At 66.8% G+C, this 26,793-nt stretch carries 17 protein-coding genes; 11 read left to right on the top strand and 6 right to left on the bottom strand.

Features of this window, described 5'->3' with window-relative positions:
* Window positions 1-171 precede the first annotated feature (171 nt).
* The 4 genes from sppA to FHS22_RS27135 form a co-directional block, all read right to left on the bottom strand.
* Complete coding sequence (sppA, locus tag FHS22_RS27150) at window positions 172-1,872, bottom strand: signal peptide peptidase SppA (protein ID WP_184946153.1); 1,701 nt, start codon at window positions 1,870-1,872, stop codon at window positions 172-174.
* 30 nt (window positions 1,873-1,902) lie between these two features.
* The gene (locus FHS22_RS27145; protein WP_184946151.1) at window positions 1,903-3,987 is read right to left on the bottom strand and encodes a S8 family peptidase; all 2,085 of its coding nucleotides are present in this window, start codon (window positions 3,985-3,987) and stop codon (window positions 1,903-1,905) included.
* Window positions 3,988-4,152: 165 nt separating this feature from the next.
* Window positions 4,153-5,778, bottom strand: a complete 1,626-nt coding sequence (locus FHS22_RS27140; RefSeq protein WP_260408338.1) for a glycosyl hydrolase family 18 protein — start codon at window positions 5,776-5,778, stop codon at window positions 4,153-4,155.
* 245 nt (window positions 5,779-6,023) lie between these two features.
* Complete coding sequence (locus FHS22_RS27135) at window positions 6,024-7,745, bottom strand: S8 family peptidase (protein WP_184946149.1); 1,722 nt, start codon at window positions 7,743-7,745, stop codon at window positions 6,024-6,026.
* A gap of 823 nt (window positions 7,746-8,568) precedes the next feature.
* Here FHS22_RS27135 and FHS22_RS27130 point away from each other — a divergent pair.
* The 7 genes from FHS22_RS27130 (at window position 8,569) to FHS22_RS27095 (ending at window position 21,295) form a co-directional block, all read left to right on the top strand.
* Window positions 8,569-15,750, top strand: coding sequence for an RHS repeat-associated core domain-containing protein (locus FHS22_RS27130; protein ID WP_184946147.1), 7,182 nt, complete (start codon window positions 8,569-8,571; stop codon window positions 15,748-15,750).
* 224 nt (window positions 15,751-15,974) lie between these two features.
* Window positions 15,975-16,430, top strand: a complete 456-nt coding sequence (locus FHS22_RS27125; protein ID WP_184946145.1) for a hypothetical protein — start codon at window positions 15,975-15,977, stop codon at window positions 16,428-16,430.
* A 208-nt stretch (window positions 16,431-16,638) separates the two neighbouring features.
* The gene (locus tag FHS22_RS27120; protein ID WP_184946143.1) at window positions 16,639-17,235 is read left to right on the top strand and encodes a transposase family protein; all 597 of its coding nucleotides are present in this window, start codon (window positions 16,639-16,641) and stop codon (window positions 17,233-17,235) included.
* Window positions 17,236-17,286: 51 nt separating this feature from the next.
* A protein-coding gene (locus FHS22_RS39655; RefSeq protein WP_420830021.1) for an IS630 family transposase occupies window positions 17,287-18,362 on the top strand; the annotation gives its coding sequence in 2 pieces (ribosomal slippage) (window positions 17,287-17,830 and window positions 17,830-18,362; 1,077 coding nt in all).
* A gap of 12 nt (window positions 18,363-18,374) precedes the next feature.
* Window positions 18,375-19,127 (top strand): ISAs1 family transposase, encoded by a 753-nt coding sequence (locus FHS22_RS27105; RefSeq protein WP_184946139.1) that lies wholly within the window; start codon window positions 18,375-18,377, stop codon window positions 19,125-19,127.
* Between the two features lie 191 nt (window positions 19,128-19,318).
* A complete protein-coding gene (locus FHS22_RS27100) occupies window positions 19,319-19,654 on the top strand; it encodes a hypothetical protein (protein ID WP_184946138.1) in 336 nt (111 codons plus the stop codon).
* 408 nt (window positions 19,655-20,062) lie between these two features.
* A complete protein-coding gene (locus FHS22_RS27095) occupies window positions 20,063-21,295 on the top strand; it encodes an IS4 family transposase (protein ID WP_221474168.1) in 1,233 nt (410 codons plus the stop codon).
* A 258-nt stretch (window positions 21,296-21,553) separates the two neighbouring features.
* Here the strand turns inward: FHS22_RS27095 and FHS22_RS27090 are convergent, their stop codons facing one another.
* Window positions 21,554-22,426 (bottom strand): ISAs1 family transposase, encoded by an 873-nt coding sequence (locus FHS22_RS27090; RefSeq protein ID WP_184946136.1) that lies wholly within the window; start codon window positions 22,424-22,426, stop codon window positions 21,554-21,556.
* Here FHS22_RS27090 and FHS22_RS27085 point away from each other — a divergent pair.
* Together FHS22_RS27085 and FHS22_RS27080 are read left to right on the top strand one after the other, a co-directional pair.
* Entirely contained in the window at window positions 22,413-22,778 is a 366-nt protein-coding gene (locus FHS22_RS27085; RefSeq protein ID WP_184946135.1) for a transposase, read from the top strand. The genes FHS22_RS27090 and FHS22_RS27085 overlap by 14 nt on opposite strands.
* An 18-nt stretch (window positions 22,779-22,796) precedes the next feature.
* A complete protein-coding gene (locus FHS22_RS27080; protein WP_184946356.1) occupies window positions 22,797-23,702 on the top strand; it encodes an IS3 family transposase in 906 nt (301 codons plus the stop codon).
* Here the strand turns inward: FHS22_RS27080 and FHS22_RS27075 are convergent.
* The gene (locus tag FHS22_RS27075; RefSeq protein WP_184946133.1) at window positions 23,632-24,045 is read right to left on the bottom strand and encodes a helix-turn-helix domain-containing protein; all 414 of its coding nucleotides are present in this window, start codon (window positions 24,043-24,045) and stop codon (window positions 23,632-23,634) included. The genes FHS22_RS27080 and FHS22_RS27075 overlap by 71 nt on opposite strands.
* A gap of 135 nt (window positions 24,046-24,180) precedes the next feature.
* Between FHS22_RS27075 and FHS22_RS38445 the strand changes: the two genes are divergently transcribed.
* Both FHS22_RS38445 and FHS22_RS38440 read left to right on the top strand, forming a co-directional pair.
* A complete protein-coding gene (locus FHS22_RS38445) occupies window positions 24,181-24,438 on the top strand; it encodes an ATP-binding protein (protein ID WP_260408335.1) in 258 nt (85 codons plus the stop codon).
* 19 nt (window positions 24,439-24,457) lie between these two features.
* On the top strand, window positions 24,458-26,689 hold the full coding sequence (locus tag FHS22_RS38440; RefSeq protein ID WP_476704284.1) for an RHS repeat domain-containing protein: 2,232 nt from the start codon (window positions 24,458-24,460) through the stop codon (window positions 26,687-26,689).
* The last annotated feature ends 104 nt before the right edge of the window (window positions 26,690-26,793 follow it).

Below are 26,793 nucleotides of genomic sequence, written 5' to 3'. Positions count from 1 at the left end.
AGTCGTGCCGCCCGCCGCCGTTTTGTCTGAACCCCCACCCCCTCCCCTCGTAACCCCAAGCTCTTCTACCACTCTCGTCCTCCCCCCGTGGGATTTGGGGGCGCCCGGCTCCCTCATCCGTCCGGCGGTTCGAGCTCCGTGACGACGCCGCAGAGGAAGTCGCCGGTCGTGCTAGCGGATCGTCCAGGTCCCGGGCAGGACGAGCGGGCCGTACGACGGCAGACCCAGCTCGGCGGCGAGGCCGGCGAGCGGGCCCCACGCCTCCAGCCGGACCCTGGCCAGCGCGGCGGCCCGGTCCTCGCTCGACTCCGGCGGGCGCAGCCGCTCCAGCGGGTGCAGCTTGGGATAGGTCCGCACCGGCGCGTCGGCGGGCAGACCGGCACGCTTGCGGGCCAGGGCCAGGGCGTCCTCCAGCCCGCCGAGCTCGTCGACCAGCCCGCCGTCGCGGGCGTCGGAGCCGGTCCAGACCCGGCCCCTGGCCAGCTCGTGGGCGCGCTCGCGGGTCAGGCCGCGGCCCTGGGCCGCCTTGCCCACGAAGTCGTCGTAGATCCGGTCGAGCCAGGCGTCGACCCGCGCCCACTGGGCCTCGGAGAAGCCGTGCGAGGGGGAGAACATCGCCGCGTTGGCGCCCTCGCTCACCGTCTCGGAGGTCACGCCGATCCTGTCCAGCAGCTCGCCGATGACGGGCTTGCCGCCGAACACGCCGATGGATCCGGTGAGCGTGCCCGGCTGCGCGATGATCACGTCGGCGGCCATCGAGACGAAGTAGCCGCCGGAGGCCGCCAGGTCGCCCATCGAGACGATCACCGGCTTGCCCGCCTCGCGGGTGAGCACGACCTCGCGCCAGATGGCGTCGGAGGCGACGTAGGAACCGCCGGGGCTGTCCACCCGGAAGACGACCGCCTTCACATGGTCGTCGCGGCGGGCCGCGCGCAGGGCGGCGCAGATCGTGTCGGAGCCCATCGCGCCGCCGCCGCCCAGCGGGCTGCGCCCGCTCCGGCCGAGCTTGACCGGGCCGCTGCCCTGGACCAGCGCCACGACCTGCTCGCCGGGGTGCGGGAGCTTCCTGGCCAGGCTGTTCCTGTGGTAGCGGGAGACGTAGAGCAGGAGAGCGTCCTCGCCGGCGGTCTTCTTCGTCTCGGCGTAGACCTCGTCGCGGTAGGCGAGCCGGTCCACCAGCCCGGCGTCGACCGCCTCGGAGCCGATGAACGGTCCCTGGTCGATCAGCTCGCGGACCTTGGCCGGGTCGAGCCCGCGCCCGTCGGCGATGCCCGCGACGACCTGCTCGGTGACGGAGGCCGCCAGCCGGGCCACCGACTCGCGGTGCGGCTCGGTCATGTGGTCCCGGGTGAACATGTTGGCCGCGGTCTTGTACTCGTGGCGCTGGCCCAGCTCGTACTCGACGCCGAGCTTGCCGAGCGTGCCCTTGACGAAGCGCTGCTCCAGCGAGATCCCGGTCAGCCCGACGTCGCCCGAGGGCTGGAGGTAGACCCGCTCGAAGGCGCTGGCCAGGTAGTAGGGGACGGTGCCCGCGCCGAACTCGCCGAACGTCTCGGCGAACACCACCGTCAGCTTGCCCGCGGCCCGGAACCGGACCACCGCCTGGCGCAGCTCCTGCACCATCGCCAGGCCCAGCGGGTTGGTGCCGATCTTGACGATCAGTCCCTTGACGCGGCTGTCCTGCCGGGCGCGCTTCAGCCCGGACAGCACGTCCGACAGGCGCGCCCTGCGCATGGACATGATCGCGCTCAGCGGATCGGCCGGCGGCCTGTCGGTCAGGCCCTCGGTGAGGTCGAGCTCGAGCACCAGCGGGGCGCTGCGCCGCTGGCGGATCCGGTCGACGGTCTCGGTGATCACCTTGGTCGCGTCCATGGTTTTCACCCTAAGCGACGGAGCCGGGACTCATGCGGTACGGCGGGCGTTCACATACTTTCGTATGGTCGTGGCGGATCCGGACAGGGACGTGCCCTTCAAGCGGTTCTTCTCGGCGGAGACGAGGGCGGCCCGGACCGTGGACGTCTCGCCGATCTTCGCGGTGAAGTTGACCGCGCCGTTCGCCCAGTTCAGCCAGGCGGCCAGCAGTTCGCCGTCCAGCGCGGCCTTCCTGGCCGCGGCCTTGGAGGCGGCGGTTCTGGAGGTGGCTTTGGAGGTGGGCTCGGCGGCGGGCTTGAGCACCCGGTAGGCGGTGCCCAGGGTGGAGGCGCGCGTCACCTCGGGGAAGACCGCGCTGGCCTTGGCGACCAGTCGCAGGTAGCAGTTCAGGGTCTCGTCGGGGAGCACGCCCTTGCCCCGGGTGACCTCCACGGCCCACTGGGCGGCGGTCAGGGTCCTCTTCGCGCCGCCCCGGGTGCAGACGGCCGGGGCGGCGGCCGGGGGAGTGGCGGTCACGGTGACGGTGACGGTGACGGTCGGCAGCGGTACGGGGGCCGGGTCGGCGGGGGGCGGGGTGTCGCCGGGGCCGGGGGTCGGCTCCGGGCCGGAGCTGGGGTCGGGGCTCGGGTCGCCGGGGTCGTCGCCGGAGCCGTCTCCGGGGGCGGGCTCCTGGGTGACGGCGGGCTGGGGGTCGCCGCCGAGGATCGCGACGCCCACGTCGAGCCGGGGGGTGGTCGCCCCGCCGTAGACGATCGGCCGGCCCGCGGCCCCGAGCTTGCCGAGGAGCGCGTCCGGGGTCTCTCCGGGGGACTTCTCGTCCATCAGGGCGAACGCGCCGGCGACGTGCGGGGTGGACATGGAGGTCCCGCTGTAGACCTGGGTGCCGCCGCCGGGCACCGCCGAGTCGATCTCGACGCCGGGGGCGAACAGGTCGAGTACGGGGCCGTGGTTCGACCACTCGGGGATCCGGTCGTCGCCGCCGGTCGCGCCCACGGTCACCGCGCCGGAGAAGCAGCCGGGGGCTCCGGCGCCCGGGAAGGACTCGTTCCCGGCGGCGGCGACCACCGCGACGCCCTTGGCGCGCAGGGCGTCGACCTTCTCCCGCATCGCCCGGAGTTCGGGGACGTCGTCGCAGGCGCCGTCGAAGAGGCCGCCGCCGAGGCTGAGGTTGACCGCGACCAGGCCGGGTGTGGAGTCCTTCAGCGCGGCCACGTGGTCGAGGGCGAGCAGCAGCGAGGACTCGTACGCGGTCAGGCAGACCACCCCGCCGCCGTCCCCGCCGCAGTCGTCGTCCCGGCTGAACACCTGGATCGCCGCGATGTCCGCGCCGGGGGCGACGGCGTGGGCGATTCCCGCGACGTGGGTGCCGTGGTCGCACAGGTTGACGTCGTCGTGGACGCACGCGGGGGTCTCCGCGTCGGCGGACCCGGGGCCCTCCTGGGAGCTCCGCTGGTTGGGACAGAGGGACCGGGCGCCGCCGTCCGTCGCGGAGAAGCAGGCCTGCGCCACGACCTTGTTCTCCAGGGCGGGGTGGTCGGCGTCGACGCCGGTGTCGATGATCGCGATCGTCCGGCCCTCGCCGCGGATCCCCGCGGCGTGGGCCCGGTCCGCACCGATCCCCTGCAGGGCGGGGGCCAGGGTGGTGCTGGAGAGGGCGCCGGTGGAGAGGGCGGTGGTCGAGTAGGTGCGGTCCCGCCGTACCGAGACCACGCGGGGGTCCTCGGCCAGCGCGGCCAGGGACTCGCCGGTGGCCTCGACCACGATGAAGGAGGTGTCCGGCGGCTGGAGGACGACCTCGGCGTCCGGCAGGTTCTGCGCCTCGCCCGCCACCGGGGCGGCCTCGGCCGGGGCGGTCACCTCGACGATGACCCGGGCCCCGTCCTCGTCCGAGAGGAGGCCGTCCTCGAGCTTCGGTTCCGGCGGCGTGCCCTCCGCCGGAGGCGCGGTGGCCGGGGGCGGATCCCCGGCGCCGGGGATCTCCGCCGCGTCCGGGGGCGGTACGGCGGGGCTCTCGGCCGCGGCCGGGGGCGTCGCGGGCGGGTCCTCGGCGAGCGCCGGCGCGGCCGGGATGATGGTGAGCACGATCGCCATGGCCACGAGGGCTCGAAGTCGCACGCGTCCTCCGGGGGATGAAACGGGCGATTCGGAGTCTAGATAGCCGATCCCGCTCGGTGAAGCCCCTCACCCCCGTCGAGTGGATCTTCCCAGGAGACGTTCAGCTCCGGACATGGCTCGGCCCCCCGCGGCGTATCGCACACGGAGGGCCGAGTGGCCGAAATATTACTTGAGTCCGTTGGCCATCGCGGTGATCAGCTCACCGTTGGCCGTGTCACCGCTGGTCTCCCAGAAGAAGGCGCCGCCGAGGCCCTGCTTCTTGGCGTAGTCCATCTTGCCGGTGATGGTGGCCGGGGTGTCGTAGCTCCACCACTGGCCGTTGCAGAAGGCGTAGGCCGTACCGGCGATGGTGCCGGTGGCGGGGCACTTGGTCTTGAGGACCTTGTAGTCCTCGATGCCCTGCTCGTAGGTGCCGGGGGCGGGGCCGGTGGCGGTGCCGCCCGGGGCGGCCTGGGTCACGCCGGTCCAGCCGCGGCCGTAGAAGCCGATGCCCAGCAGCAGCTTGCTCGCCGGGACGCCCTTGGCCTTCAGCTTCTGGATGGCGGCGTCGGAGTAGAAGCCGGCCTTCGGGATCCCGGTGTAGGAGGTCAGGGCCGAGTGCGGAGCGGTCGGGCCCTTCGCGTCCCAGGCGCCCATGTAGTCGTAGGTCATCGGCATGAGCCAGTTGAGGTTCGAGATCGCGCCGGCGTAGTCGGCGGCGTCGATCTTGCCGCCGTCGGTGCCGTCGGCGGTGATCGCCGCGGTGATCAGGGCGCTGGAGCCGAACTTGGCGCGCAGCGCGGAGATCAGGTTCTTGAAGGCGTTCGGGCCGCTGGTGTCGCAGCTCAGACCGCAGGCGTTGGGGTACTCCCAGTCGATGTCGATGCCGTCGAACACGTCGGCCCAGCGCGGGTCCTCGACGAGGTCGTGGCAGGACTGGGCGAACGCGGCCGGGTTGGCCGCGGCCTGGGTGAAGCCGCCGGACCAGGTCCAGCCGCCGAAGGACCAGATGACCTTGATGTTCGGGTAGGCCTTCTTCAGCTTGCGGAGCTGGTTGAAGTTGCCGCGCAGCGGCTGGTCCCAGGTGTCGGCGACGCCGTCGACGCTCTGGTCGGCGGTGTAGGCCTTGTCGTAGTCGGCGTAGGAGTCGCCGATGGTGCACTTGCCGCCGGTGGTGTTGCCGAACGCGTACAGGATGTGGGTCAGCTTGGCCGCCGAGCCGTTGGTGACCAGGTTCTTCACGTGGAAGTTGCGGCCGTAGACGCCCCAGTTCGTGAAGTAGCCGACGACCTTCTTGCCCGAGGGGTCGGGGTCGACGGTCGGGGTCGGGGTCGCGGTGGGCGTCACCGTCGGAGTGGGCGTCGGGGTGGGCGTCGCCGTCGGCGTCACCGTCGGCGTCGGCGTCGGGTCGGGGTTGCCGGTGCCACTGCAGGAGGCGCCGTTGAGCTTGCAGTTGCTCAGGCTCTTCAGGCCGCCGGGCGCGCCGACGAAGCCGAAGCTCAGCGAGGCCCCGGCCGCGACGGAGCCGTTCCAGGACTTGTTGGTGAAGGTGTAGTGGTTGCCGCTCTTGGCCATCTCGGCGTCCCACGCGGACGAGATGGAGGTGCCGGACGGAACGTCGAACTCGACCTTCCAGCTCGTGAGGGGGGTGCTGCCGGCCTTCACGGTGACCTTGCCCTGGAAGCCGGAGCCCCAGTCGGAGTCGGTCGCGTAGGTGGCGGTGGCAGGGGTCGCGGCCTCCGCCGCGCCGAGCCCCAGCGGGACTAACAGCGCGGTGGCCGCGATCAGAGAGCCGAGGGTGATTCGTCGCAAGGGTCGCTCCAGGTCAGAGAGTGCTAGGCCCCCGTAATTCATAGGAAAGTTTCCTATTAGTTAGTGGAGGTTAGGGTCCGGGTTCCTCCGCGGTCAACACCTCGGCTGCGGTTATAAGCCGGTCATAAGGTGGATTTAAGGTCTCGTGATCATCGTCCGGGCGCGCGAAGGGCCGGCCACGCGCGGCGTGACCGGCCCGGACGCGGAAGAGGGGCGCCTCTCCCGGTTTCCGCTGCGCGCGGCGCCTACCCGGCCCGGTTGACGTACGTGTTCAGGTACGCGGCGGCCTTGAGGACCCGGGCGGAGGCCGCCTTCGGGGTGAGGCGGTGCTTCTCGGCGGCCGCCACGGCGCTCCTGAACGTGGTCCTGCCGTGGACCTTGGTGGAGCCGTCGTAGACGCCGTGGGCGTGGTTCAGCCAGGCGGCGAGCAGTTCGCGATCGAGCAGTGCCTTGCCGCTCCTGCCCATGAGGATCTTGTACGCCCTGCCGGGCGACCCGGCGTCCCCGGCCTCGGGGAAGACCTTGCTGCCGTTCTGGACGATGCCCAGGTAGCAGACCAGGATCCGGTCCGGCAGGGTGCCGGTCCTCTTGTGCAGCTCCCTGGCCCAGCCGGCCGCGCTCAGCGCCCTGGCGCCCTTGCCGCGCTCGCACACGTCCGGGACGGGGACCGGGCCGAGGTCACCGCCGCCACCCGGCGGCGTGTGCGTCGGGGCGGGGGACGGGGCGGGCGTCGCCGTGGGCGTGCCGGCGGGAGCCGGCGTGGCGGTCGGGGACGGCGTCACGGCCGGGAGCCCGAGGGCCCGGGCGAGGTCGATCCGGGGAGTGGACGCGTCCTCACCCCTGCTCCGGTAGGTGATCCGCTTGCCGGTGTCCTGCAGCTTCTTCAGCAGGTCGGCGCCGTCCGCCTCCGGCGCGCGCTCCTTGAGCAGCGCGAAGGCGCCCGCCACGTGCGCGGCGGCGAGCGAGGTGCCGCTGGCGGTCTCCTGGGTGCGGTCGGGAGCGGAGGAGGTGATGCCGGAGCCGGGGGCGAGGAGGTCGAGGAACGCGCTCCGGTTGGAGAAGGGCGCGACGGCGTCGGAGTCGTCGGTGGCGCCCACCGAGACGGCCTTCCGGACGCAGGCGGGAACGGCGATCCTGCCCTCCTCGCCGCCGTTGCCGGCCGCGGCGACGGTGGGGATGCCCAGCTTGGACAGCTCGCCGATCTCGTCCGAGACGGGCTCGACGTCGCACGGCTCGTTCTCGTCGTACACGTGGTACGCGTTGGGGGTGGTGCCGTACCGGTACATGCTCAGGTTGACCGCCGCGATCCTGTGGGTCTTGGCCAGCTCGATCACGTAGTCCATGGCGAAGATGTGGTCGGTCCCCCAGGACAGCACGCAGGGGGCCTTGCCCTTGCCGCAGTGCTCCTCGCTGTCGACGCGGGTGTAGATCTGGATCGCGATGATCCCGGCGCCGGGGGCGACGCCGTCGGCGTTCCCGGCCGCGCTCTTCTTCCCCGCCGCGATCCCGGCCACCAGCGAGCCATGGGCGCACAGGTTCTTCTTGCCGTCCATGCACAGCGCCGTCTCGGCGTCGGCGGAGCCGGGACCGGTCTGCCGGTCCTCACCGGAGGGGCAGAGGGAGCGGACGGTCGTTTCGTCCCTGCTGGCACGGGAGAAGCAGGCCTCGGCGACGATGCGGCCGGCGAAGGCCGGGTGGTCGCGGTCGATGCCGGTGTCCAGGATGACGACGTTCTGGCCCCGGCCGGTCACCCCGGCCGCGTGCGCCCGGTCGGCGCCGATCACCCGGGTGCCGGAGCCCAGGGCGGCCGGAGCGCTGGGCCGGTCCGCGCGGACGGACGCGATCCGCGGGTCCTTCCCGAGCTCGGCCAGGGCCGGGCCGTCGATCTCCATGACGAAGAAGCCCCGCCTGTCCGACGAGCCCAGGACGCCGGTCGCCGCCGAGATCGCCTCGGCGTCGGCGGCCACCGAGCGACGGGCAGACCGTCCCTGACACCGACGACGACGCGGACCTGCTCACCCGCCCGCACCGCGGCGCCGACGGCCGGGTCGATCACCGGAGCCGGTACGGCGGCGGCCGAGACGGACGCGGGTGCGGCGGTCAGGACCGCCGAGACGGCGGCGAGCGCGATGGCTCCCGCCAGGAGACGTCGAAGTCTCACGAATCCTCCGTGAATGGGGGTGGGCCGCGGCGTACGCGCCGCGGTCGTCCTGTGCGACGCGCGCGGACAGATGATCACGGCGCATCGCGGTCAAGAAGATAGGGGAGGGGGCCGACGAACCCGGCGCGGCACCCTGGCCGGTCGCCTGGTGACTGCGGTCCGTGACATCGGCTCCGCCGGCGACGAGATCGCCGTTCAGGTCTCCCCCGCGATCGCGTCGACGCCGTTCCGTTGGCCGATCATCGCCGGAGTGGTCGTGGAATCACTCTTGACGTGGATCGTTGCGGCGGATCCTCGTCGGCCGACCGTGCCGGGACCGCGGTCGCCTTCCCGCGGCCGCCGTCTACGACCTGAGGGAAACAGGAAAGGTGATCTTTCGGATTTTGGTCACTCTCTGTTCTTTATCTGTAACTTATGTGATCTTGAGGACAAAGCGGATCTATGTGTACCTTCTGATGGTTTGCTGTGTTGATCACTCCGAAACGCCGATCCCACCCGTGACTGGAGGGGCCTGCGGGATGGGGTGACGCGGTGGCGTCGGCCGCCGCGTTGGCTGGTTCGGAGGGTGACGGCATATGCGCCGGAGTCCGTCGTGGTCGCGTTCGGCTGGCCGCAGGGCATGGACGGCAGTGGCGCTGACAGCGGTGATGCTGCCAAGTCTGGTCACTCTTCCCGCGTTGCCGGCGACCGCTGCCGCGCAATCGGCCCCGCAGGCATCGGCGCCGCCGGACACGCCTGATCAGCTGACCGGTTCGGCGAACGGGCTCGCGTCGTTGGTCGACACCGCGGCGACGACGACATCGGTGAAGGTCGCAGACGTCAAGCAGGACCCCCGGCAACGTGAGGGGGCGCTGCCGATCGAGGAGCGCTTCGCCGACACTTCCAGGGTCAAGGCCGCATGGGCGACCCCCCATGGTGGTCAGCCGGTCTCGCTGACGTCGGCGCCGACGGCGTCGACCAAGGCGCAGGCCTTTCAGCCGCTGGGCGCGCAGAACATCGATCCGGCGGACGAAGAGCTGGTGGAGTCGCGGACGCCGACGCTGCGGGCCTACGCGGAAAGCCTGGAAGAGCCGTACAGGTTCAAGTACGCGTTCACCATCTGCAGCAACGAGACGATGACCGAGGACTGCACCGCCTCGGGCACGCTGGCCGAAAACGTCGACTTCTGGAAGGTCCCGGGAGGGAAACTCCAGTGGAGCAAGCAGTACTGGTGGAGGGTCGTCGCCACCGAGGTGCCGAGCGGATCGAAGGTCGTCTCGCCGAAGACCTCCTTCACCACCGGGGTGCGCCAGCCGGTGATCGGCTCGCAGCTGGCCACCCGGGGCGTGAACGGCCAAGAGTTCCATCAGATGGCGGGCAACTACACCACTACCGCCACGGACCTGTCGGTCAGTGCGGCCGGGCCGCCGCTCTCGGTGGTGCGCTCCTACAACAGCATGGACCCGCGCACCGACGGCGTATTCGGCGCAGGATGGTCGACCCGCTGGGACATGGAGCTGGTACGGGAAGTCCGGGGGGAACTGGTGACCGCGCTGGTCACCTTCCCCGATGGGCGGAGGGTGCGGTTCGCGGCCAACGGTGACGGTAGCTACCAGCCGCCGTCGGGCATGTACGCCACCTTGGCTGAAACAGCGGACGGCTGGCGGTTGATGGACAAGTCCGCTGTTTCGTACCTGTTCGACGCCCAGGGCCGGGTGACGAAGATCACTGATGGGCGCGGCCGTGTGCAGGAGCTGACCTATGGCGCGGACGGCAAGCTGGAGAAAGTCACCGCGGAGGGAGGCCGGTCGCTGACGTTCACCTGGAACGGCGCACACGTGGCGAGCGTGTCCAGCGACCCGATGGACGGTGCTCCGGTCACCTGGACCTATCACTACGAGGGTGACCGGCTGACGGCGGCATGCGCACCGATCGCGGCCCCGAACTGCACCCGCTACGCCTATGGAAGCGGATCGCAGTATCGCAGCCTCGTCGAGGACACCGAGCCATACGGCTACTGGCGGCTGAACGAGACCGACGGCGCCTGGTTGGCGAACGGCTTCGGCCCGGCGGGCGAGGCCATGTACGGCGGCATGGTGTCTTACGGCGAAACCGGGGCGCTGGCCGGAACGCCGGACACCGCCGTGGGCCTGGATGGTGAGATGGAGCCAGGCGGGTCGATCGGCCTGCCTGAGAACGCGCTGGCCCGGTCGGGGGACCAGACATCGGTGGAGTTGTGGTTCAGGGCCTACGCCCCCGGAGTGCTGGTGTCCGCGGGCAAGGATCCCAGGCCGGAATCCCCGCTGCTGTACGTCGGGACCAACGGCAGGTTGTACGGCTCGTTCAAGGGTTCCGGCTCCTATATGGCCTCGTCGGCCGCAGTCAACGACTCCAAGTGGCATCACGTGGTGCTGACCGTCGCCGGAGACAAGCAGACCCTGTACCTGGACGGGCAGCAGATCGGGACACTGACGCAGCAGGCCGACACGGCTCGCCCGTACACCGTCGTGGGCAACGGCATGATCACCCGGGGGTCGGCTCCCGGACTGCCCAGCGGGACCGGCCAGCAGGAGTTCCCCTTCAACGGTTCGGTCGACGAGATCGCCGTCTACGGTAAGCCGCTCACCGCGGGTGAGGTGAGCCTGCACTATGTGGCGCGCACGGCCACGCCCAACAAAATGACGAAGATCACGCTTCCGTCGGGCCGGGTGTGGATGACCACCACCTACGACCCGGCGAGTGAGCGCGTCGTCACCCACACCGATCAGCACGGCGGAACCTGGAAGATTGCTCAGCCGCAATACGACTGGGCGACCGAGAAGGTGACGGCCACGGTCACCGATCCGAAGAACAACACGTTGAAGTACGTGTACGACGCCCAGCGCGGGTACCGGCTGGTATCGGAGATCGATCAGCTCGGTAAGACCGTCAAATACGACTACGACACCGGTGGCTTCCTGACGAAGGTCACCGATCGCAATGGCAATGTCACCGAACAGGTGAATGACGCGCGCGGCAACGTGACGGCGGTGAAGACCTGCCGGGCGGCGAACAACTGCCAGACCGCCTACCGGTCGTATCACCTCAACAAGGACGACGAGTTCGACCCGCGCAACGACCAGGTGACCGTCAGCCGGGACGCGCGCTCGTCCAGCGCCACCGACAACACCTACGCCACCACCTTCGACTACAACGCGCACGGCGAGCTGACCAAGGCGACCACCCCGGCCACCTCCGACTTCCCCGACGGCCGGTCGGCCACCACCGTCTACACCGACGGCACCGAGCCGGCGGTCGGCGGGGGAACGGCCCCCGCCGGGCTGGTGGAGTCGCAGAAGGACCCCCGGGGCGAGGAGACCGCCTACCGCTACACCGCCGCCGGCGACCTGGCCGAGCAGATCGCCCCGTCCGGGCTGAAGACCACGTTCACCCATGACGCGCTGGGCCGGGTCACCTCCCGCACGGAGATTTCCGCCGCGCATCCGGACGGGGTGACCACCCAGTTCACCTACGACGGGCTTGGGCGGTTGCTGACCGCCACCGCGCCCGGGGTGAAGAACGAGATCACCGACGTGGTGCACACCGCCCAGACGCGCTTCACCTACGACGCCGACGGCAACAAGCTCACCGAGACCGTCGCCGACCTGACCGGCGGCGACGCGGAGCGGAAGGTCACCTACACCTACGACACGGCCGGCCGGGTCGAGACGGTGACCGACCCCGAGGGCGGCGTGAGCCGTACGAGCTGGGACGCCACGGGTGCGCGGACCTCGTCGACGGATCCGATGGGCACGGTCGTCACCTACGCCTACACCAAGCGCGGGGAACTGCAGTCGACGACGCTGAAGAACTGGACCGGCAGCCCGGTCGCGCCGCAGGCCGCCAAGGACGTGGTGCTGGAGTCTCGCGCCTATGACCCCGGTGGTCGCCTGGCCGGCCAGGTCGACGCGATGGGCCGCAAGACCTCCTACACCTACTTCACCGACAACCGCGTCTCGCAGGTGATCGCCGATGACGTGCGGCTGAACGGCTCCACCACGGCAGCGGACGTGGTGATGGAGGCCAACACCTACGACGCGGCCGGGAACCTGACCAAGCAGGTCACGGGCGGCGGGAAGGCCACCACCGACTACGCTTACGACGCCGCGAACCGGGTGACCTCCACCACGTTCGATCCGGCCGCGCTCAAGCGCAAGACCGCCTTCACCTATGACGCGGGCGGCAACGTCACCAAGAAGGAACTCACTGGCGCGGGCAGCAGCCGCGTGGAATCCACCGAGTACGCCTACAGTCCTCTGGGGCAGGTGACCCGGCAGACCGTGGAGAACGGTGACGCCGACCTGGTGTCCACCTGGACCTACGACGAGCGCGGCCTGCTGGTCAAGCAGACCGACCCCCGTGGCAACGCCGACGGCGCCACGGCCGCGGACTTCACCACCACGATGCGCTACGACGCGCTGGGCCGGCTGGTGGAGACCGTGGCTCCGCAGGTGACGATCGAGGAGAACGGTTCGGCCGCCGACGGCACGCCTGCGGTGCGCTTCGGTTACGACACCGCCGGGCTGCAGACTCATGCGACCGATGCCGAGGGCCGCACGATCACCTCGGCGTTCGACAAGGCGGGCCGGCTGACCTCGACCACCGCCCCGGCCTACACGCCGCCGGGCGGCCAGCCGGTCACGCCGAAGACCAGCATCGGTTACGACGCGGCCGGTCGCCAGACCAGTGTCACCGACCCGCGCGGGTATGTGACCACGACCGAGTACGACGCGCTGGGCCGTCCGGTCCGAATGACCGAACCGGGCCCGTCGGGGCCGGGCGGGGTGCGGGTGGCGGAGTTCGACCTGCTGGGCGAGCAGCTCGCAGTGATCGACCCGACCGGCGCCCGCAGCGAGGCCACCTACGACGACCTCGGCCGCACGATCACCCGGACCGTGATCGAGCGCAAGCCGACCACGGCGGCGCTGACCACCACGCTGACCTATGACACCGCGGGCAACCTCACCCAGAGCGTCGCGCCGGGCAGCAAGACCACCAAGTATGCGGTCAACGCCGCCGGGCAGATCACCGCGGTCACCGACCCCAACAACAACACGACCACCCTCGCCTACGACCCCTTCGGCCGCGAACTGAAGGTCACCGACGCCCTCGGCAACGCCACCGAGGCCGAATACGACCTGGCCGGCCGCAAGATCGGCGCCAAGGACCTCGACGGCACCGGCGCGGTCGTGCGCAGCTTCGGTTTCGGCTACGACCCGGCCGGCAACCCGACCCGCACCACCTCGGCCGAGGGCCACGTCACCCGGCGGGAGTTCGACGCGCTGGGCCGGATGACCTCCCTCATCGAGCCGGTCTCCGCGGAGGAGTCGATCACCACCACGTTCGGCTACGACGCCACCGGCGCCCGCACCCGCCTGACCGACGGCCGCGGCCACGCCACCTGGACCACCTACAACAGCCTCGGCCTGGCCGAATCGGTCATCGAACCCTCCACGGCCGCGCACCCGGACACCGCCGACCGCACCTGGACGCAGGTGTACGACGCGGCCGGCAACAACGTCTCCACCCTGCAGCCGGGCGGGGTCCGCATCGACCGGACCTTCGACCACCTCGGCCAGATAACCAAGGAGACCGGTACTGGCGCCGCGGTCGAGACTCCCGAGCGCAGCTACACCTACGACGCGGCGGGACGGCCGAGCGCGATCGGCGACTACGGCCTCGAATACAACGACCGGGGCCTGCTGACCAAGCTGACCAAGGCCACCGCTCAGGTCGCCACCTACAACTACGACGCCCTGGGTAACCCGACCCAGCGCGTCGACCCCACCGGAACGGCCAACTTCACCTGGGACAACGGCAGCCGCCTGAAGACCGCTACCGACCCGGTCACCGGCCGCACCTTCACCTACGGCTACGACAACGCCAACCGCCTCACCAGCCAGACCTCCGCCAACCCGGCGGGCACCCAATCCTTCACCTATGACACCATCGACCGGCCCACCTCCCAGACGCTGACCAGCAGCAGCGGCGCAGAGCTGGCGAAGATCGTCTACGGGTGGGACAAGGACGACAACCTCACCTCCAAGACCACCTCCGGTACGGCAGGCGCCGGCAGCAACAGCTACGGCTACGACCACGCCGGACGCCTGACCTCCTGGACCGGCCCCGACAACAAGACCGTCGACTACGCCTGGGACGACTCAGGCAACCGCACCAAGGCCGGCGAGAAGACGTTCACCTACGACGAGCGCAACCGCCTGACCTCGGGTGGCGGCGTCGACTACACCTACAGCCCGCGCGGCACCCTGGCCACCGAGACCACCCGCGGCACGACCAAGAACCTCGTCTTCGACGCCTTCGACCGGCTCATCACCGACGGCGAGACCAGCTACGGCTACGACGCCCTGGGCCGGATGACCTCGCGCACCAAGGGCATCAGCCAGCAGCGCTTCACCTACTCCGGCCTGAGCAATGACATCAGCGTCATCGCTGACGGCTCCGGCGCCATCCAGGCCAGGTACGGCCGCGATGTCGCCGGCGGGCTGCTCAGCATGCACGAAGGCGGCAGCCCCGCCCTGGCGGTGATGAACGATCTGCACGGCGACATGGTCGCCACCTTCACCGGCACCGCCCTGGCCGACTCCACCGCCTACGACCCGTTCGGCCAGGTCACCCACACCTCCGGCACCAAACGATCCCTCGGCTATCAGGGCGAGTACACCGACCCGGACACCGGCAAGGTCAACATGCACGCCCGCTGGTATCAGCCCGGCACCGGTGCCTTCACCTCCCGCGACGATTGGAACCTCGCCCCTGAGCCGGCGGTTCGTGCTAATCGTTATACCTACGCTCATGCTAGTCCCATGAGTAATTCAGATCCGTCCGGTCATGATCCTGAGTGTTGTAGTTACGAGGTTAGGAACAAGCTGGTGGGGGCTTCTGTTGCTAATCCTCCAAAGCCGGATACATATGACAATGGAGGAGAGCCGGATTGCATATTCGGCCTATGTTCTCCTTGGACTAAATCGGAACGAAGAGAGGCGCAAACTTGTCTTGAAAATAATGTGTTGGCCCCTCAATATTGCCTAATGGGGGAAAGGATATCTCGGAGAGTCCGCGATTTTGTCGAAGCAAAAGAGGGGGCGGAGGATACGAGGAGGAGCGCCATCCGTCACTTTCTTTGGCAGGTATTTACAACCGTTCTAATTAGCGAAGAATTTGCCAGAGAAGTGGGTGATGCGCATGAAAAACATCATGCTAATAGCCCGAAGGAGAGTGCCGAAGACCAGGAGGTAAATGCTTTTGCCAGAAAATATGCACTAAAAAATAAGAAGAAGATAACTAGCCTTATAAGCAAAAACGGTTTTGACTATGCCTTGAACTATATGTATGGGGTATCGATTGGCGTGCTATGCGCTAAAGGGCTCTTTACTGAAGGATGCCCTAGGGAACCAAGGCCTGGCCTGAACGGGTTTGCGTCGAGAGCTATTGATGGCAATCCTTTGGGGGGTGTCGATCTTAGCTCTGCAAAGATTCGAAAAATAGAGAATCAGGCGAAAATAGATTCTGATTGTATGACGGGCCCTTGTGTTGGGAGTTATGGGGGCCACTACTTGGCTATTCAAATTAATGGGGGCCGCGAGCTAAGTCTTCATGAGTTTATGGTAGAGAATGGCTGGGTGGTCGAGGAGAGTAGTGATGCAAAAAAGATCAGCAAGGCTGAGCAGGAAAAGCTCAAGAAGCAAGCAGAGATAGACTATGCCTGCATGACGGGACCCTGCGCTGGGAGCTATGGTGGACATGTAGGCATTACCATTAATCTAATCAGTTAGTCGATCCTCGAGGCTTATAGAAAATCAGCCACAACTAACGTGGGTTGCTGATTTTTTGAATCGGAAATAATGGAAGGTTGATGCCTGTCCGTTGGGTCGACTTAAGGGTGATCTCGCGTGGATTCATCTAGAAGGTCTCGATATCGGAGGGATAAATAAAAGTGGTATCGAAATGGACGATCGTACGTAGTTTGTTTAGAAACGCTGTTGGGGGTGGAGTCTCTGTGGCGTTGATCGCTTCCTTGGGTGGATGTGTGACCCCAGGAAGCCATTCAACGAATTCATGCTTAAGTATTGCGACAAAAGAAAGCGCTTTCTTGCGTGAATCCATTGAGGGCTCCCTTCCAAAAAAGGAGAGTATTTTATCAATTGATAATCTCAATGGGTGTGACTCGTCAAACAATGGGGCATGGCTGAGCGTAAATATAGATATAAGCATTTCAGAAAAAGAAATTATTCAAGGGTTCGTTAATTCGGGGTGGTCTTATGAAGTTGATAAATGGAAAAAATGCGGAAATTCATGTGATGCCGATTTGGCTAAGAAGGTTAAGGGTCGAGTTGTTGGGATGACGCTAACTCAAGATAGAATACGAAATGAATCCTCGATGGAGACAGTTTGGGAGATTGTTGTCGATGACCTTGATGATTGCTGGACCGATGAAGGTTATAATTGTAGATAATGGGAAATGGTATTAAGGTCGCAAGGGCCCAGAGGTGTGAGCGTATTTCGTCGTTGTTGACCTCGATGACTCACGAGGGCCCCGGCGTTCCTTGGTTTTGATGCGGTATGGCGAGGTTGAGTGTTTGGTCAGGTGAAACGCGAAAGAGCGCGACTTCTGGTGATCTTCCGGGTGTCGAAGACCGGTGACCATCACAGGAGTCGCGCTCGTGTCCACATCTTCCCCTACCAGCCCTTGCCCTCGCTCGTCTCTTGACCAGCTCGCCGACCTGGCATCGTGGGAAGCGGAGCTGACAGCCGACCCGATCGCGCTGGAATCGGCGCTGATGGACCGGCTGGCGGCAGTGCCGGACCGGCGCTCGGCCTGCGGCCGTCGTCACCGACTGACGGTCATCTTGACCCTGACCGCGTGCGCGACCCTGGTGATCGGCGGTGACAGCGTGACCGCGATCCGGCAGTGGGCCGCTCGGACCTCCCAAGGGACGCTGCGCCGCATGGGCGCCTACCGTGATCCGCTCACCGGGCGCCACCTCGTCCCCAGCGAGCGGACCTTCCGCCGGGTCCTGGCGGATCTGGACGCCGATGCCCTGGATGCGGCGATCGCCGCCTATACGGCCGACGTCGTCAGCGGCCTCGCCCCCGCCCCGCACATCCCCCAGGCCCCCGAACCCGCCGAACGCGAGCAGCGCCGCGCGGCCCGGCGCCCCCGTGCTCATCCCGCTCCGGACGGCCTGCTGCCCGGCGCCGCGCTGGACGGCAAGGCCTGCCGAGGCGCGCCTACTGACGGAGAAATCCGGGCGTCATGAGGCACCCAGGGCACTCGTTCTCGCTGTTTCCCCAGGTGGCAACCTGGAGGTATGAGGTACTCCGACAGAAGCGGAGGACTGTCCGACATCGAGCGGGAACGGCGCCAAGCGCTGCGACTGCGGGCGGCGGACATGTTCTCCGGAGGGATCCAGCCACCCCGGGTGGCCCACCTGCTGGGCGTGACCCGCAAATCCGCCTGCGAGTGGCATCGGGCCTGGCAGAAAGGCGGCAAGGCCGCCCTGCGCTCCAAAGGCACCGCCGGCACCGGCTGCAAGCTCACCGACGCGCAGACCGACCGCCTGGAGGCACTGCTGCAGCAGGGCGCGGCCGCGCACGGCTGGGACGACCAGCGCTGGACCAGCCTGCGGATCGCGATGCTGATCGCCGAGACGTTCCACATCCGCTACACCCCGCGCGGGGTGGCCTACCTGCTCCAGCGGCTGGGCTGGTCGTTCCAGGTCCCGGCGCACCAGGCCGCCCGGCGCGACGAGGACCAGGTCGCCACCTGGATCAAGCGGACCTGGCCCGCGATAAAAGCACCCGGGCGGCCTGGGACTCCTGGCTCGTCTTCGCCGACGAGTCCGGTCAGAGCCTGAGACCGCCCAAAGGACGAACCTGGGCACCCGCGGGCCGCACGCCGGTCCTGCCGGTCGCCTACAGCGGAGCCGGGCGCACCTCGATCGCCGGACTGCTCTGCGTCAAGCCCGGAGAGCGTACGCGGCTGATCTACCGCACGCTCACCTACCACCGCCGCAAGCACGAGCCCAAAGGCTTCGGAGAGAAAGCCTTCCAAGCCCTGCTGAGCGCCGCACACGCCCAGCTCGGCGGGCCGATCTCGCTGGTATGGGACAGCCTGCCCGAGCACGTCAGCGCCACGATGCGCGCATGGATCGCCGCTCAGGACGACTGGCTGCTGGTCTACCGGCTCCCGCCATACGCACCCGATCTCAACCCAGCCGAGGGCATCTGGTCCAATCTGCGCACCAAGCTCCTCAACTTCACCGTTCACGGCATCGACCAGCTCACCACCCTGATCAGGAGCCGACTCAAATCCATGCAATACCGGCCCGACCTGCTCAACGGGTTCATCGCCGAGACCGGACTCGTGATCTCCGATCCGGCATAACCTCCGGCTTTCATGCTCAGTACCGCAGACGGCGGGCGCGTCTTCCTCGTCGGGGCGATCAGCCACGAGCACGGGGTGATCCTGGGCCAGTGCCAGGTCGCCGACAAGAAAGGCGAGGCAAGCGCCGCTCGTGCGCTGCTGGGCCGGATGCAGGTGGCCGGGATGGTGCTGACCATGGACGCGCTGCACACGACCAAGGCCACCGCCCGCCTGGTCACCGAGCGGTTGGAGGCCCACTACGTGCTCATCCTCAAGGGCAATCAGCCGCTGGCCCGCGCCGCCGCGCACGCCCTGCTGTCCGGGCCGGACAGCGACTGGATGGCAACCACCGCGATCGACGACGATCGCGGGCACGGCCGCCGCGAGCGCCGCACCCTGCGCACCGCCCCGGCCGATGACACGCTCTTTCCCGGTGCCCGGCAGGCCTTCCGGCTCCGCCGCGACGTCGGCGATCTGGACGGCACGTGGACCAGCAAAGAGATCGTGTTCGGTATCACCAGCCTGCCTGCCGCCTTGGCCGGACCGACACACCTCAACCACTACGAAAGGGCGCACTGGGGAGTGGAAAACCGGCTCAACTGGGTCAGAGACGTAACGTTCAGGGAGGATCATTCCCAGCTCAGGACCGGTGCCGCGCCCAGAGCGCTGGCCTGCTTCCGGAATCTGGCGATCAGCACCATTCGTCTGGCCGGCCGGGCCAACATCGCCCACGCCCGCCGCGACCTCCTCGATCACAATGCCGCCTTCGCCGTCTACAACATCTGATCAACCGGACGGAGTTGGACATATCGAATCAACGCCGGGGCCCTGACGGGGAGGCGAGGTGGATTGCGGCGGTATACAATGGAGGGCTAGATGGCTGGAAGTCCCCTAAGGCGCAGCGTTACGCAAGGGATTTCATGGATATTAAGCCTACAGTGGCGGGAATTCTTAGCGGAAAATAACAAGGAGGGATTATGGATAATCAAGGAGGGAGTGATCCCGCCCCGAAGGATGCTTTCGGGTGGGAGGTGGAGCGTATGGCGGGCACGGCAAGCTGGATAGTGCTGTTTTCGCTGAGCATTCTGGTCACTCTCGCGGGATTCCTTATTAATGTATATGATTACAGTTGGAATACCGGGGAGCCTATGGGTGTCGACCGTGACGCCCTAATTGTGGCGCGATTTATTTTCTATATCGCTATTAGCTTGAATATGATTTCCATGGTTGTGGCGAATGCAACATCCAAGCGGATTTTATCTCTTGTGCTGGGGTTCGCGGCAATCGCTCGGCTAGTTTTTCTGCCTGAATGATCTGTGTTTGCACAGTAAGCGCGAGGTGAGATAGAATGCATGGATGCGAAGGGTGCTTCCGAATCTTGACTTCAGCCATCTGTAGATCTTGAGAGCTAGTTAAATTTGCTTTAGCGAGATGGCGTGGATTGGAGGGGTGTGCATGATAAGAGCGGCCTATAGTCTGCTATTTTCCCTGAACAAGGTCTTGGCGGGAGGGGGTGTCGGCGTTTATGGCCAACTCATTTCTCAATGAGGGCGCCTGTCGATGCTTTCGATGTCAATCTAAAAAGGAGCTCTACTGATAGAATTTTGAATCTTAGGTGACTGCGAAATTCCGCTGACTATTTTGCTTAATTCGGATGGCTCCATGCTGGTGCGGAAGCCAATGCCGTTTAGATAGGGGTTTGCACTGGTAGTGTCCGCCGGGTGGCGGAGTGGATCAAGGGTGCTGGGGCGGGTCGGCTGACGGATCTGGTGGGGCTGGGGGCGTTGACGTCGCTGGTGCCGAGGCAGGTCTTGAACGAGGCGATCGAGCTGCACAGATGCCGTGAGGAGCGGGTGCGGAAGCTCCCCGCGCATGTGACGCTCTATCTGCTGATGGCGTTGTGTCTGTTCGCGGACGACGACTATGAGGAGGTCACGGAGAAGCTGACCGGCCTGCTCACGGCGGTGCCGGGAGTGCGGTGGGAGCCGCCGACGCGTGGAGCGGTCACCCAGGCCCGGCAGCGGTTGGGGGCCGGGGTCGTTCGGGAGGTGTTCGAGCGGGTCGCCCGCCCGGCCGCGACGGAGGCGACCTCAGGGGCGTGGCTGGGGCGGTGGCGGTTGATGGCGATCGACGGGTTCATCCTCGATCTGCCGGACACGGCGGCGAACCTGGCGGAGTTCCCCAACGACAGCGCGGGCGGGTACGAGACGGTGTATCCGCAGGCCAGAGTGGTGGCGATCAGCGAGTGTGCCTCGCACGCGATCGTCGCGGCGGACACCTCGGGTTGCTGGGACAGTGAGCAGACCCTCGCCTACTCGTTGTACGGACGGCTCACGCCCGAGATGCTGCTGACCGCCGACCGCGGCTTCTACAGCTTCCGCGCCTGGCAATACGCCGCTTCGACCGGCGCGGCCCTTCTCTGGCGTGTCCAGGCCGGCCTGCACCCGCACTGGCTGGAAGACCTGGACGACGGGTCCTGGCTCGCCGTCATCACCAAGCCCACCAAGCTGCGCCGATCGCAGAAGGATCGGCTGCGAGACGATGCCCGCCGTGGCCGTGAACCGGATCCGGACCTTGCGGTGATCGTCCGGGTGGTCGACTACACGGTGCCCGACCGCAAGGGCGAGCACATCCGGCTCATCACCACCATCCTCGATCCTGCGGAGGCGACCGCCGAACAGCTCGCCGCCTGCTACCAGGAGCGCTGGGAGGCGGAAACCGGATTCGCTCAACTGAAGATCCACCTGCGCGGTCCCGGCAGGGTCCTGCGGTCGCGGACCCCGGACCTGGTCCGCCAGGAGATCTGGGCCTACCTCCTCACCCACTGGGCTCTGGCCACCCTGATCTGCACCGCAGCCACCGCGGCCGGGATCGATCCGGACCGGATCAAGTTCCTGGCCACCCTCCGGATCGTGCGCCGCTCGGTCACCGACCGAGCGGCCTTTTCCCCCTGAACCCTCACGTGATCTCTGGGCCCGCACCGTCCACCAGGTCGGGCGACCCCGTAACCGCAATCCTGAACGCCGCCACCGGACCTACCCCCGCTCCGTCAAGCGCACCCGGCGCAGCAGCTACCGCGAACGACGCCCCAGCGACAGGGGCACTCGTCACGCCGGGCCGCCCACCGTCCGGCTCCTGCTCGACCTCCGCACCACCAGACCCGAATGATCTATCTAAACGGCATTGGGTGCGGAAGCAGGGCCGAAGCGTTCTCACGCGTTGAGACCGAGCAGCTGAAGGCCATCGGCGGGGTGGCTGCGGTAGTGGTCGGTGGCGGCGGCGATGTTGGTCCAGCCGATCAGGCGGGCCAGGCCAATGGCGAGGTTGCGCAGGCTCGCCATGACCCGTGGGGCGGCGCCGGTCCGGACGCGTGAGGCGTCCTCGTGGTAGGTGACGTCGCGGATGTGGTGCAGGGCTTCAATCGACCAGTGGCCGCGAATCAGTGCGGCGAGGTGGGCGTGGGTGGCCCGGCCGGGCGGCAGGCTGGTGATCGCGTAGACGGTGACGATGGTGGTCTTGCCGGTCTTGTGGGCGGTGCGGCGGCGTTTGACCTGGAGTGCCTGGGCGGCGTAGGGGAAGGGCAGACCGGGCCGGACGGTGCAGATCTTCATGCGGCGGATCTCGCGGCGGCCGTGTCCGCGCTCGTCGGTGCGGTCGTTGAGAATGGCCGCCCGCCAGGGCAGGGCCTTGAGCCGGCGGTGCAGGGTGGGCTGGTTGCCCTTGACGATGAGCAGGTAGTGGCCGCCTGCGGCGCGGATCTGCCGGGCGTGTTCGGTCTGGGTGTGCAGGGCGTCGGCGGTGATGACCGCCTGGGACAGCTCCAGGTCGGCCAGCAGGGGCGTGAACGCGCCGATCTCATTGCTCTTGGCGGTGATCTGGCGCTGGGTCAGGACAGTCTGGGTGTCGTGGCGCCCGGCGGCCAGCAGGTGCACCGTGCCGTCGGTGGTGCGGCTGCCGCGCAGGGTTTTGCCGTCGATGGCCAGGCCGGTCAGCGGGGCTCGGCTGGTGGGCGGGGCTGCGGGAGTGAGCTTCCCCTCGTAACGTGGAGATCGAACCGAGAGAGGTTTGATCGTGGCAGGTACCACGCGGCGTCGCTTTGATCCGGAGTTCCGGGCCGGGGCGGTGCGGATCGTCAAGGAGACCGGCAAACCCGTCGCGCACGTCGCCCGGGATCTGGGGATCAACGAGTACACGCTGCACAATTGGGTGCAGATGGACCGGGATGCCAGCGGTCAGGTCGGCGGTGGAGGTGGCACGCTGAAGGAGTCCGAGCAGGAGGAGCTGGCCCGGCTACGGCGGGAGAAGGCCGAGCTGGCGCGGGAGCTCGCACGACAGAAGGCGGCCTGGGCCAAGGAGCGCGCCGAGCTGGAAGACGAGCGTGATGACGTCCTCAAGCGCTCGGTGGTCTTGTGGGTTCGAGAGGCGATGGGCCGGTGAGCGTGGCGGCCTTCATCCATCAGCTCCCAGAAGACCGAGTACGGCATCGGCCACGTCGTCTCCTGCCGGGCGCTGGGGGTCTCCCCGTCCTGGTTCTACAAGTGGAAGGACCGTATCGGTGGCGCGGCGCCGACCGGGCGCGAGCAGCGGCGAGCCCGGCTGGATGCCGAGATCGGGCGCCTGTTCGCCGCCTCCGGCGGCACCTATGGCTCGCCCCGCATCACCCGTGATCTGCACGAGCTGGGCTGGCGGGTGTCGCAGAACACGGTGGCCGCGTGGATGGCTGAGCTCGGCCTGGCCGGCCGCGCGCCGAAGAAGCGCCGGTCGCTGACCCGGCCGGGCAAGCGGCCGGCCGCACTCGACCTGGTCGGGCGGAAGTTCACCGCGGTCGCCGCGGACGTGCTGTGGGTCGGCGACGGCACGCAGATCGACACCGACGAGGGCCCGCTGTATCTGGCCACGGTCGAGGACCTGTTCTCCCGGAGACTGCTCGGGTTCGCTATGTCGGAGCACCACGATGCCGCGCTGACGGTCGCCTCGCTGCAGATGGCCGTGGTCACCCGGGGAGGGAACGTGGACGGGGTGATCTTTCATTCGGACCGCGGATCGGAGTACACCGCGGCCCGCTACCAGGCCGAATGCCGCAAGCATGGCGTGGTTCAGTCGGTGGGCCGGGTCGGGTGCGCGCTCGACAACGCCGCCGCCGAGTCGTTCAACAGCACGGTGAAGGTGGAGTTCGTACACCGGCACCGCTTCCGCACCCGGGCCGAGGCCCGGCTGAAGATCGCGACCTGGATCGCCGACTTCTACAACGTCAGGAGGAGGCACAGCGCCAACGACGGGCTGCCTCCGGTCACATTCGAGCGTCAGATGATCGAGAAGAGGCAAGCGTCAACGGCCCTGGTGAGGGCCGCTGTGGCATAGGACCGTCTCCACGTTTTCGGGGGATTGACATCACGAGCGGTTGATAGGAGCGAAGTGCGACGGCCGCCTGCTCGCGGTCGCGCCAGCGGCCCATCCAGAAGGGGAAGACCTGCCCCTTGCGCCAGTCGAGCAGCCGGACCAGCGCGCCACCCGTGGGCAGAACCTTGTCGCAGGCGGCGGCGAACTCGGGGCTGGCGGGCATCTGCCCGGTCTCGACTCCGCTGATCAGCCCTTCACTGAAGTGGATCTTCAGGGCGAGCTGCGCCTGGGTGAGGCCCTCCTGCTGCCGATAGTGCCGGAGCTCCCGCCCCCAGATGGCCTGTGGTGTGTTGGTATCCGCCATGGTGTCCTCGCCTGCCGGAGTTCAGGAACGGGTGCCGTGGTTCAGGTCTCGACCTGGTAGCGATCTCTGCACGCAAAGTAATCACACCTTGTCACGCTGGACAAGACGACAACCGCGACAGGGAAAGGGGCCGCCATGCTCACGGTCACCCGGGTCCTCGCCTCCGAGAGCCTCCTCATGCTGCTCGGCGACAAGCGCATCCCGCGCCGGCCCGAGTGCGTGGCCTCGGCCCGCCGGTTCGTGCGCGACTCGGCCCGCGACTGGAGCGTGCCCGACGACGTCGCCGAGACCGGCCGCGGCCTCGCCCTCGTCCAGACCCTCGCCGCCAACTGGGGCTACTCCCGCACGCCGTACGGCAAGTCCGTCTTCTTCGAACTCCCCGCCTGGCCCTGACCGCCCAGCCGTCTCCGAGCTGACCAAGGCCACCGCCCAGGTCGCCACCTACAGCTACGACGCCCTCGGCAACCCCACCCAGCGCGTCGACCCCACCGGCACGGCGAACTTCACCTGGGACAACGCCAGCCGCCTGAAGACCGCCACCGACCCGGTCACCGGCCGCACCTGGACGTACGACTACGACAAGGCCAATCGCCTCACCAGCCAGACCTCCGCGAATCCGGTCAACACCCACACCTATGCCTACGACGCCATCGACCGCGCCACCTCCCACACGCTGAAGAACAGCAGCGGCGCCGAGCTCGCGAAGATCGTCTACGGGTGGGACAAGGACGACCGCCTCACCTCCAAGACCACCTCCGGTACGGCGGGCACGGGCAGCAACACTTATGGTTACGACCACGCCGGACGCCTGACCTCCTGGACCGGCCCCGACAACAAGACCGTCGACTACGCCTGGGACGACTCCGGTAACCGCATCAAGGCCGGCGATCAGACTTTCGTCTATGACGAGCGCAACCGGCTGACCTCCGGCGCAGGAGTCGACTACACCTACAGCCCGCGCGGCACCCTGGCGACCGAGACCACCGACGGCGTCACCAAGAATCTGGTCTTCGATGCCTTCGACCGGCTCATCACCGACGGCGAGACCACTTATGGCTATGACGCCATGGGCCGGATGACCTCCCGCACCAAGGGAACCAGCCAGCAGCGGTTCACCTACTCCGGTCTCAGCAATGACATCAGCGTCATCGCCGACGGCTCCGGCGCCATCCAGGCCAAGTACGGTCGCGATGTCGCCGGCGGGTTGCTGAGCATGCACGAAGGCGGCAGTCTCGCACTGGCGGTGATGAACGATCTGCACGGTGACGTGGTCGCCACCTTCACCGGCACCGCCCTGGTCGACTCCACCGCCTACGATCCGTTCGGCCGGATCACCCATACCTCCGGCACCAAACGCTCCTTGGGCTATCAGGGCGAGTACACCGACCCGGACAGCGGCAAGGTCAACATGCACGCCCGCTGGTACCAGCCCGGCACCGGTGCCTTCACCTCCCGCGACGACTGGACCCTCACCCCCGACCCCTCGGCCCAGGCCAACCGCTACACCTACGCCAACGCCTCCCCGCTCACCGGAATCGACCCCACCGGCCACGAAACGATCAACCCGATCAACGATGGAACTCAGGGATACATTTGCGGCGTCGACGGCATATGTAGCGAGACCTTCGTGCATGCACAATGGTGGAGCGCATACGTTACTTCGCCGGGTTACGACTACTACAATGGTCCGGGTTTTTCGGATGAGGAGATTGGGCGGCTGGGTGGCAAATATATGTCGAATGGTCGTCTCGTGCCCAAGAAGACGGATAACCAGGTAATCGACTTCTGGTTGGCAAGCAAAGAGGCGCAAAATGATTTTATGTCAAAATATACACCTACTCTTAGCAATAAGTCACTTTCAATTATGTGGGCAGTGACCGCCGCATATCACAATCAGTATGTGGAGGTAGTCGAAGGTGTTTGTGTAAAGATTGGAGATGGGGGCGTTTGTGGATACTCTGCAACGATTAAGTCTGCCAATGATGGCCGCTCCGCTATGCATCGGGCTGCTGACGAATTTGCTCGCCAATGGGCTAGGGTAAAGGGTCCGGTGTGGAGTGACGATATTGCCGAGCTATACATTAAGTTCAAACTCGGCGGCGCCAACGAAAAGGCAGAAAAACTCGTTCAGTCATTCAAGAGGGCATGGGTGCATGCATATAGGGATGTAATCAAGGGGGCGGCTGCATATTTCGGTGTTCCTGCATTGATTTTGGCGGGCGTAGCATTTGAAGAACTTGGCGGGGATCCAAACTGGTTCGATACTGCAAAGCGGACAGCAAAAGAGGCATTAGGGTTTTTCTGGAATAAGAGGGATCTCACGACGTCTTTTGGTAATATTTCAATGCAGATTGGTGTGGCCGCAGAAACGTTGGGCTACGATAAATCAAAACTCTCAAAAAATGAAGCGGACGCAATCGTTAAATCTCTTCAGAATCCAGCTTCAAATATATTCATCGCGGCGAAGCGCCTTGCTGACATTAATGCGCACTGGAATCGGACTTCGACGCCAAGTGGCTGGACCTCGCAAAGAGCTAGAGTGGTCGCCAGGGATTGGAACGGGTCAGGTCCCGATGCTGAAAACTATGCGGATAGGGTAATGCGTAATCAGTGGTTGGTGGGATGGCTTATTTCTGAAGGGTAAGACCGTCTTGCGTGACTATTCAGGTTACTGTGTGAGCGCGGGCGTCCAGGGGTTGCCGAGCAGCGCGTCGTGAAGAGCCTGGGCAGCACGCAGGCCGTTCTTGC

Origin of the sequence: Thiemannella venezuelensis, assembly GCF_014203605.1 — a bacterium.
Lineage (GTDB): Bacteria > Actinomycetota > Actinomycetes > Streptosporangiales > Streptosporangiaceae > Planomonospora_A > Planomonospora_A venezuelensis.
This window is presented reverse-complemented; position numbering and strand designations above follow the sequence as displayed.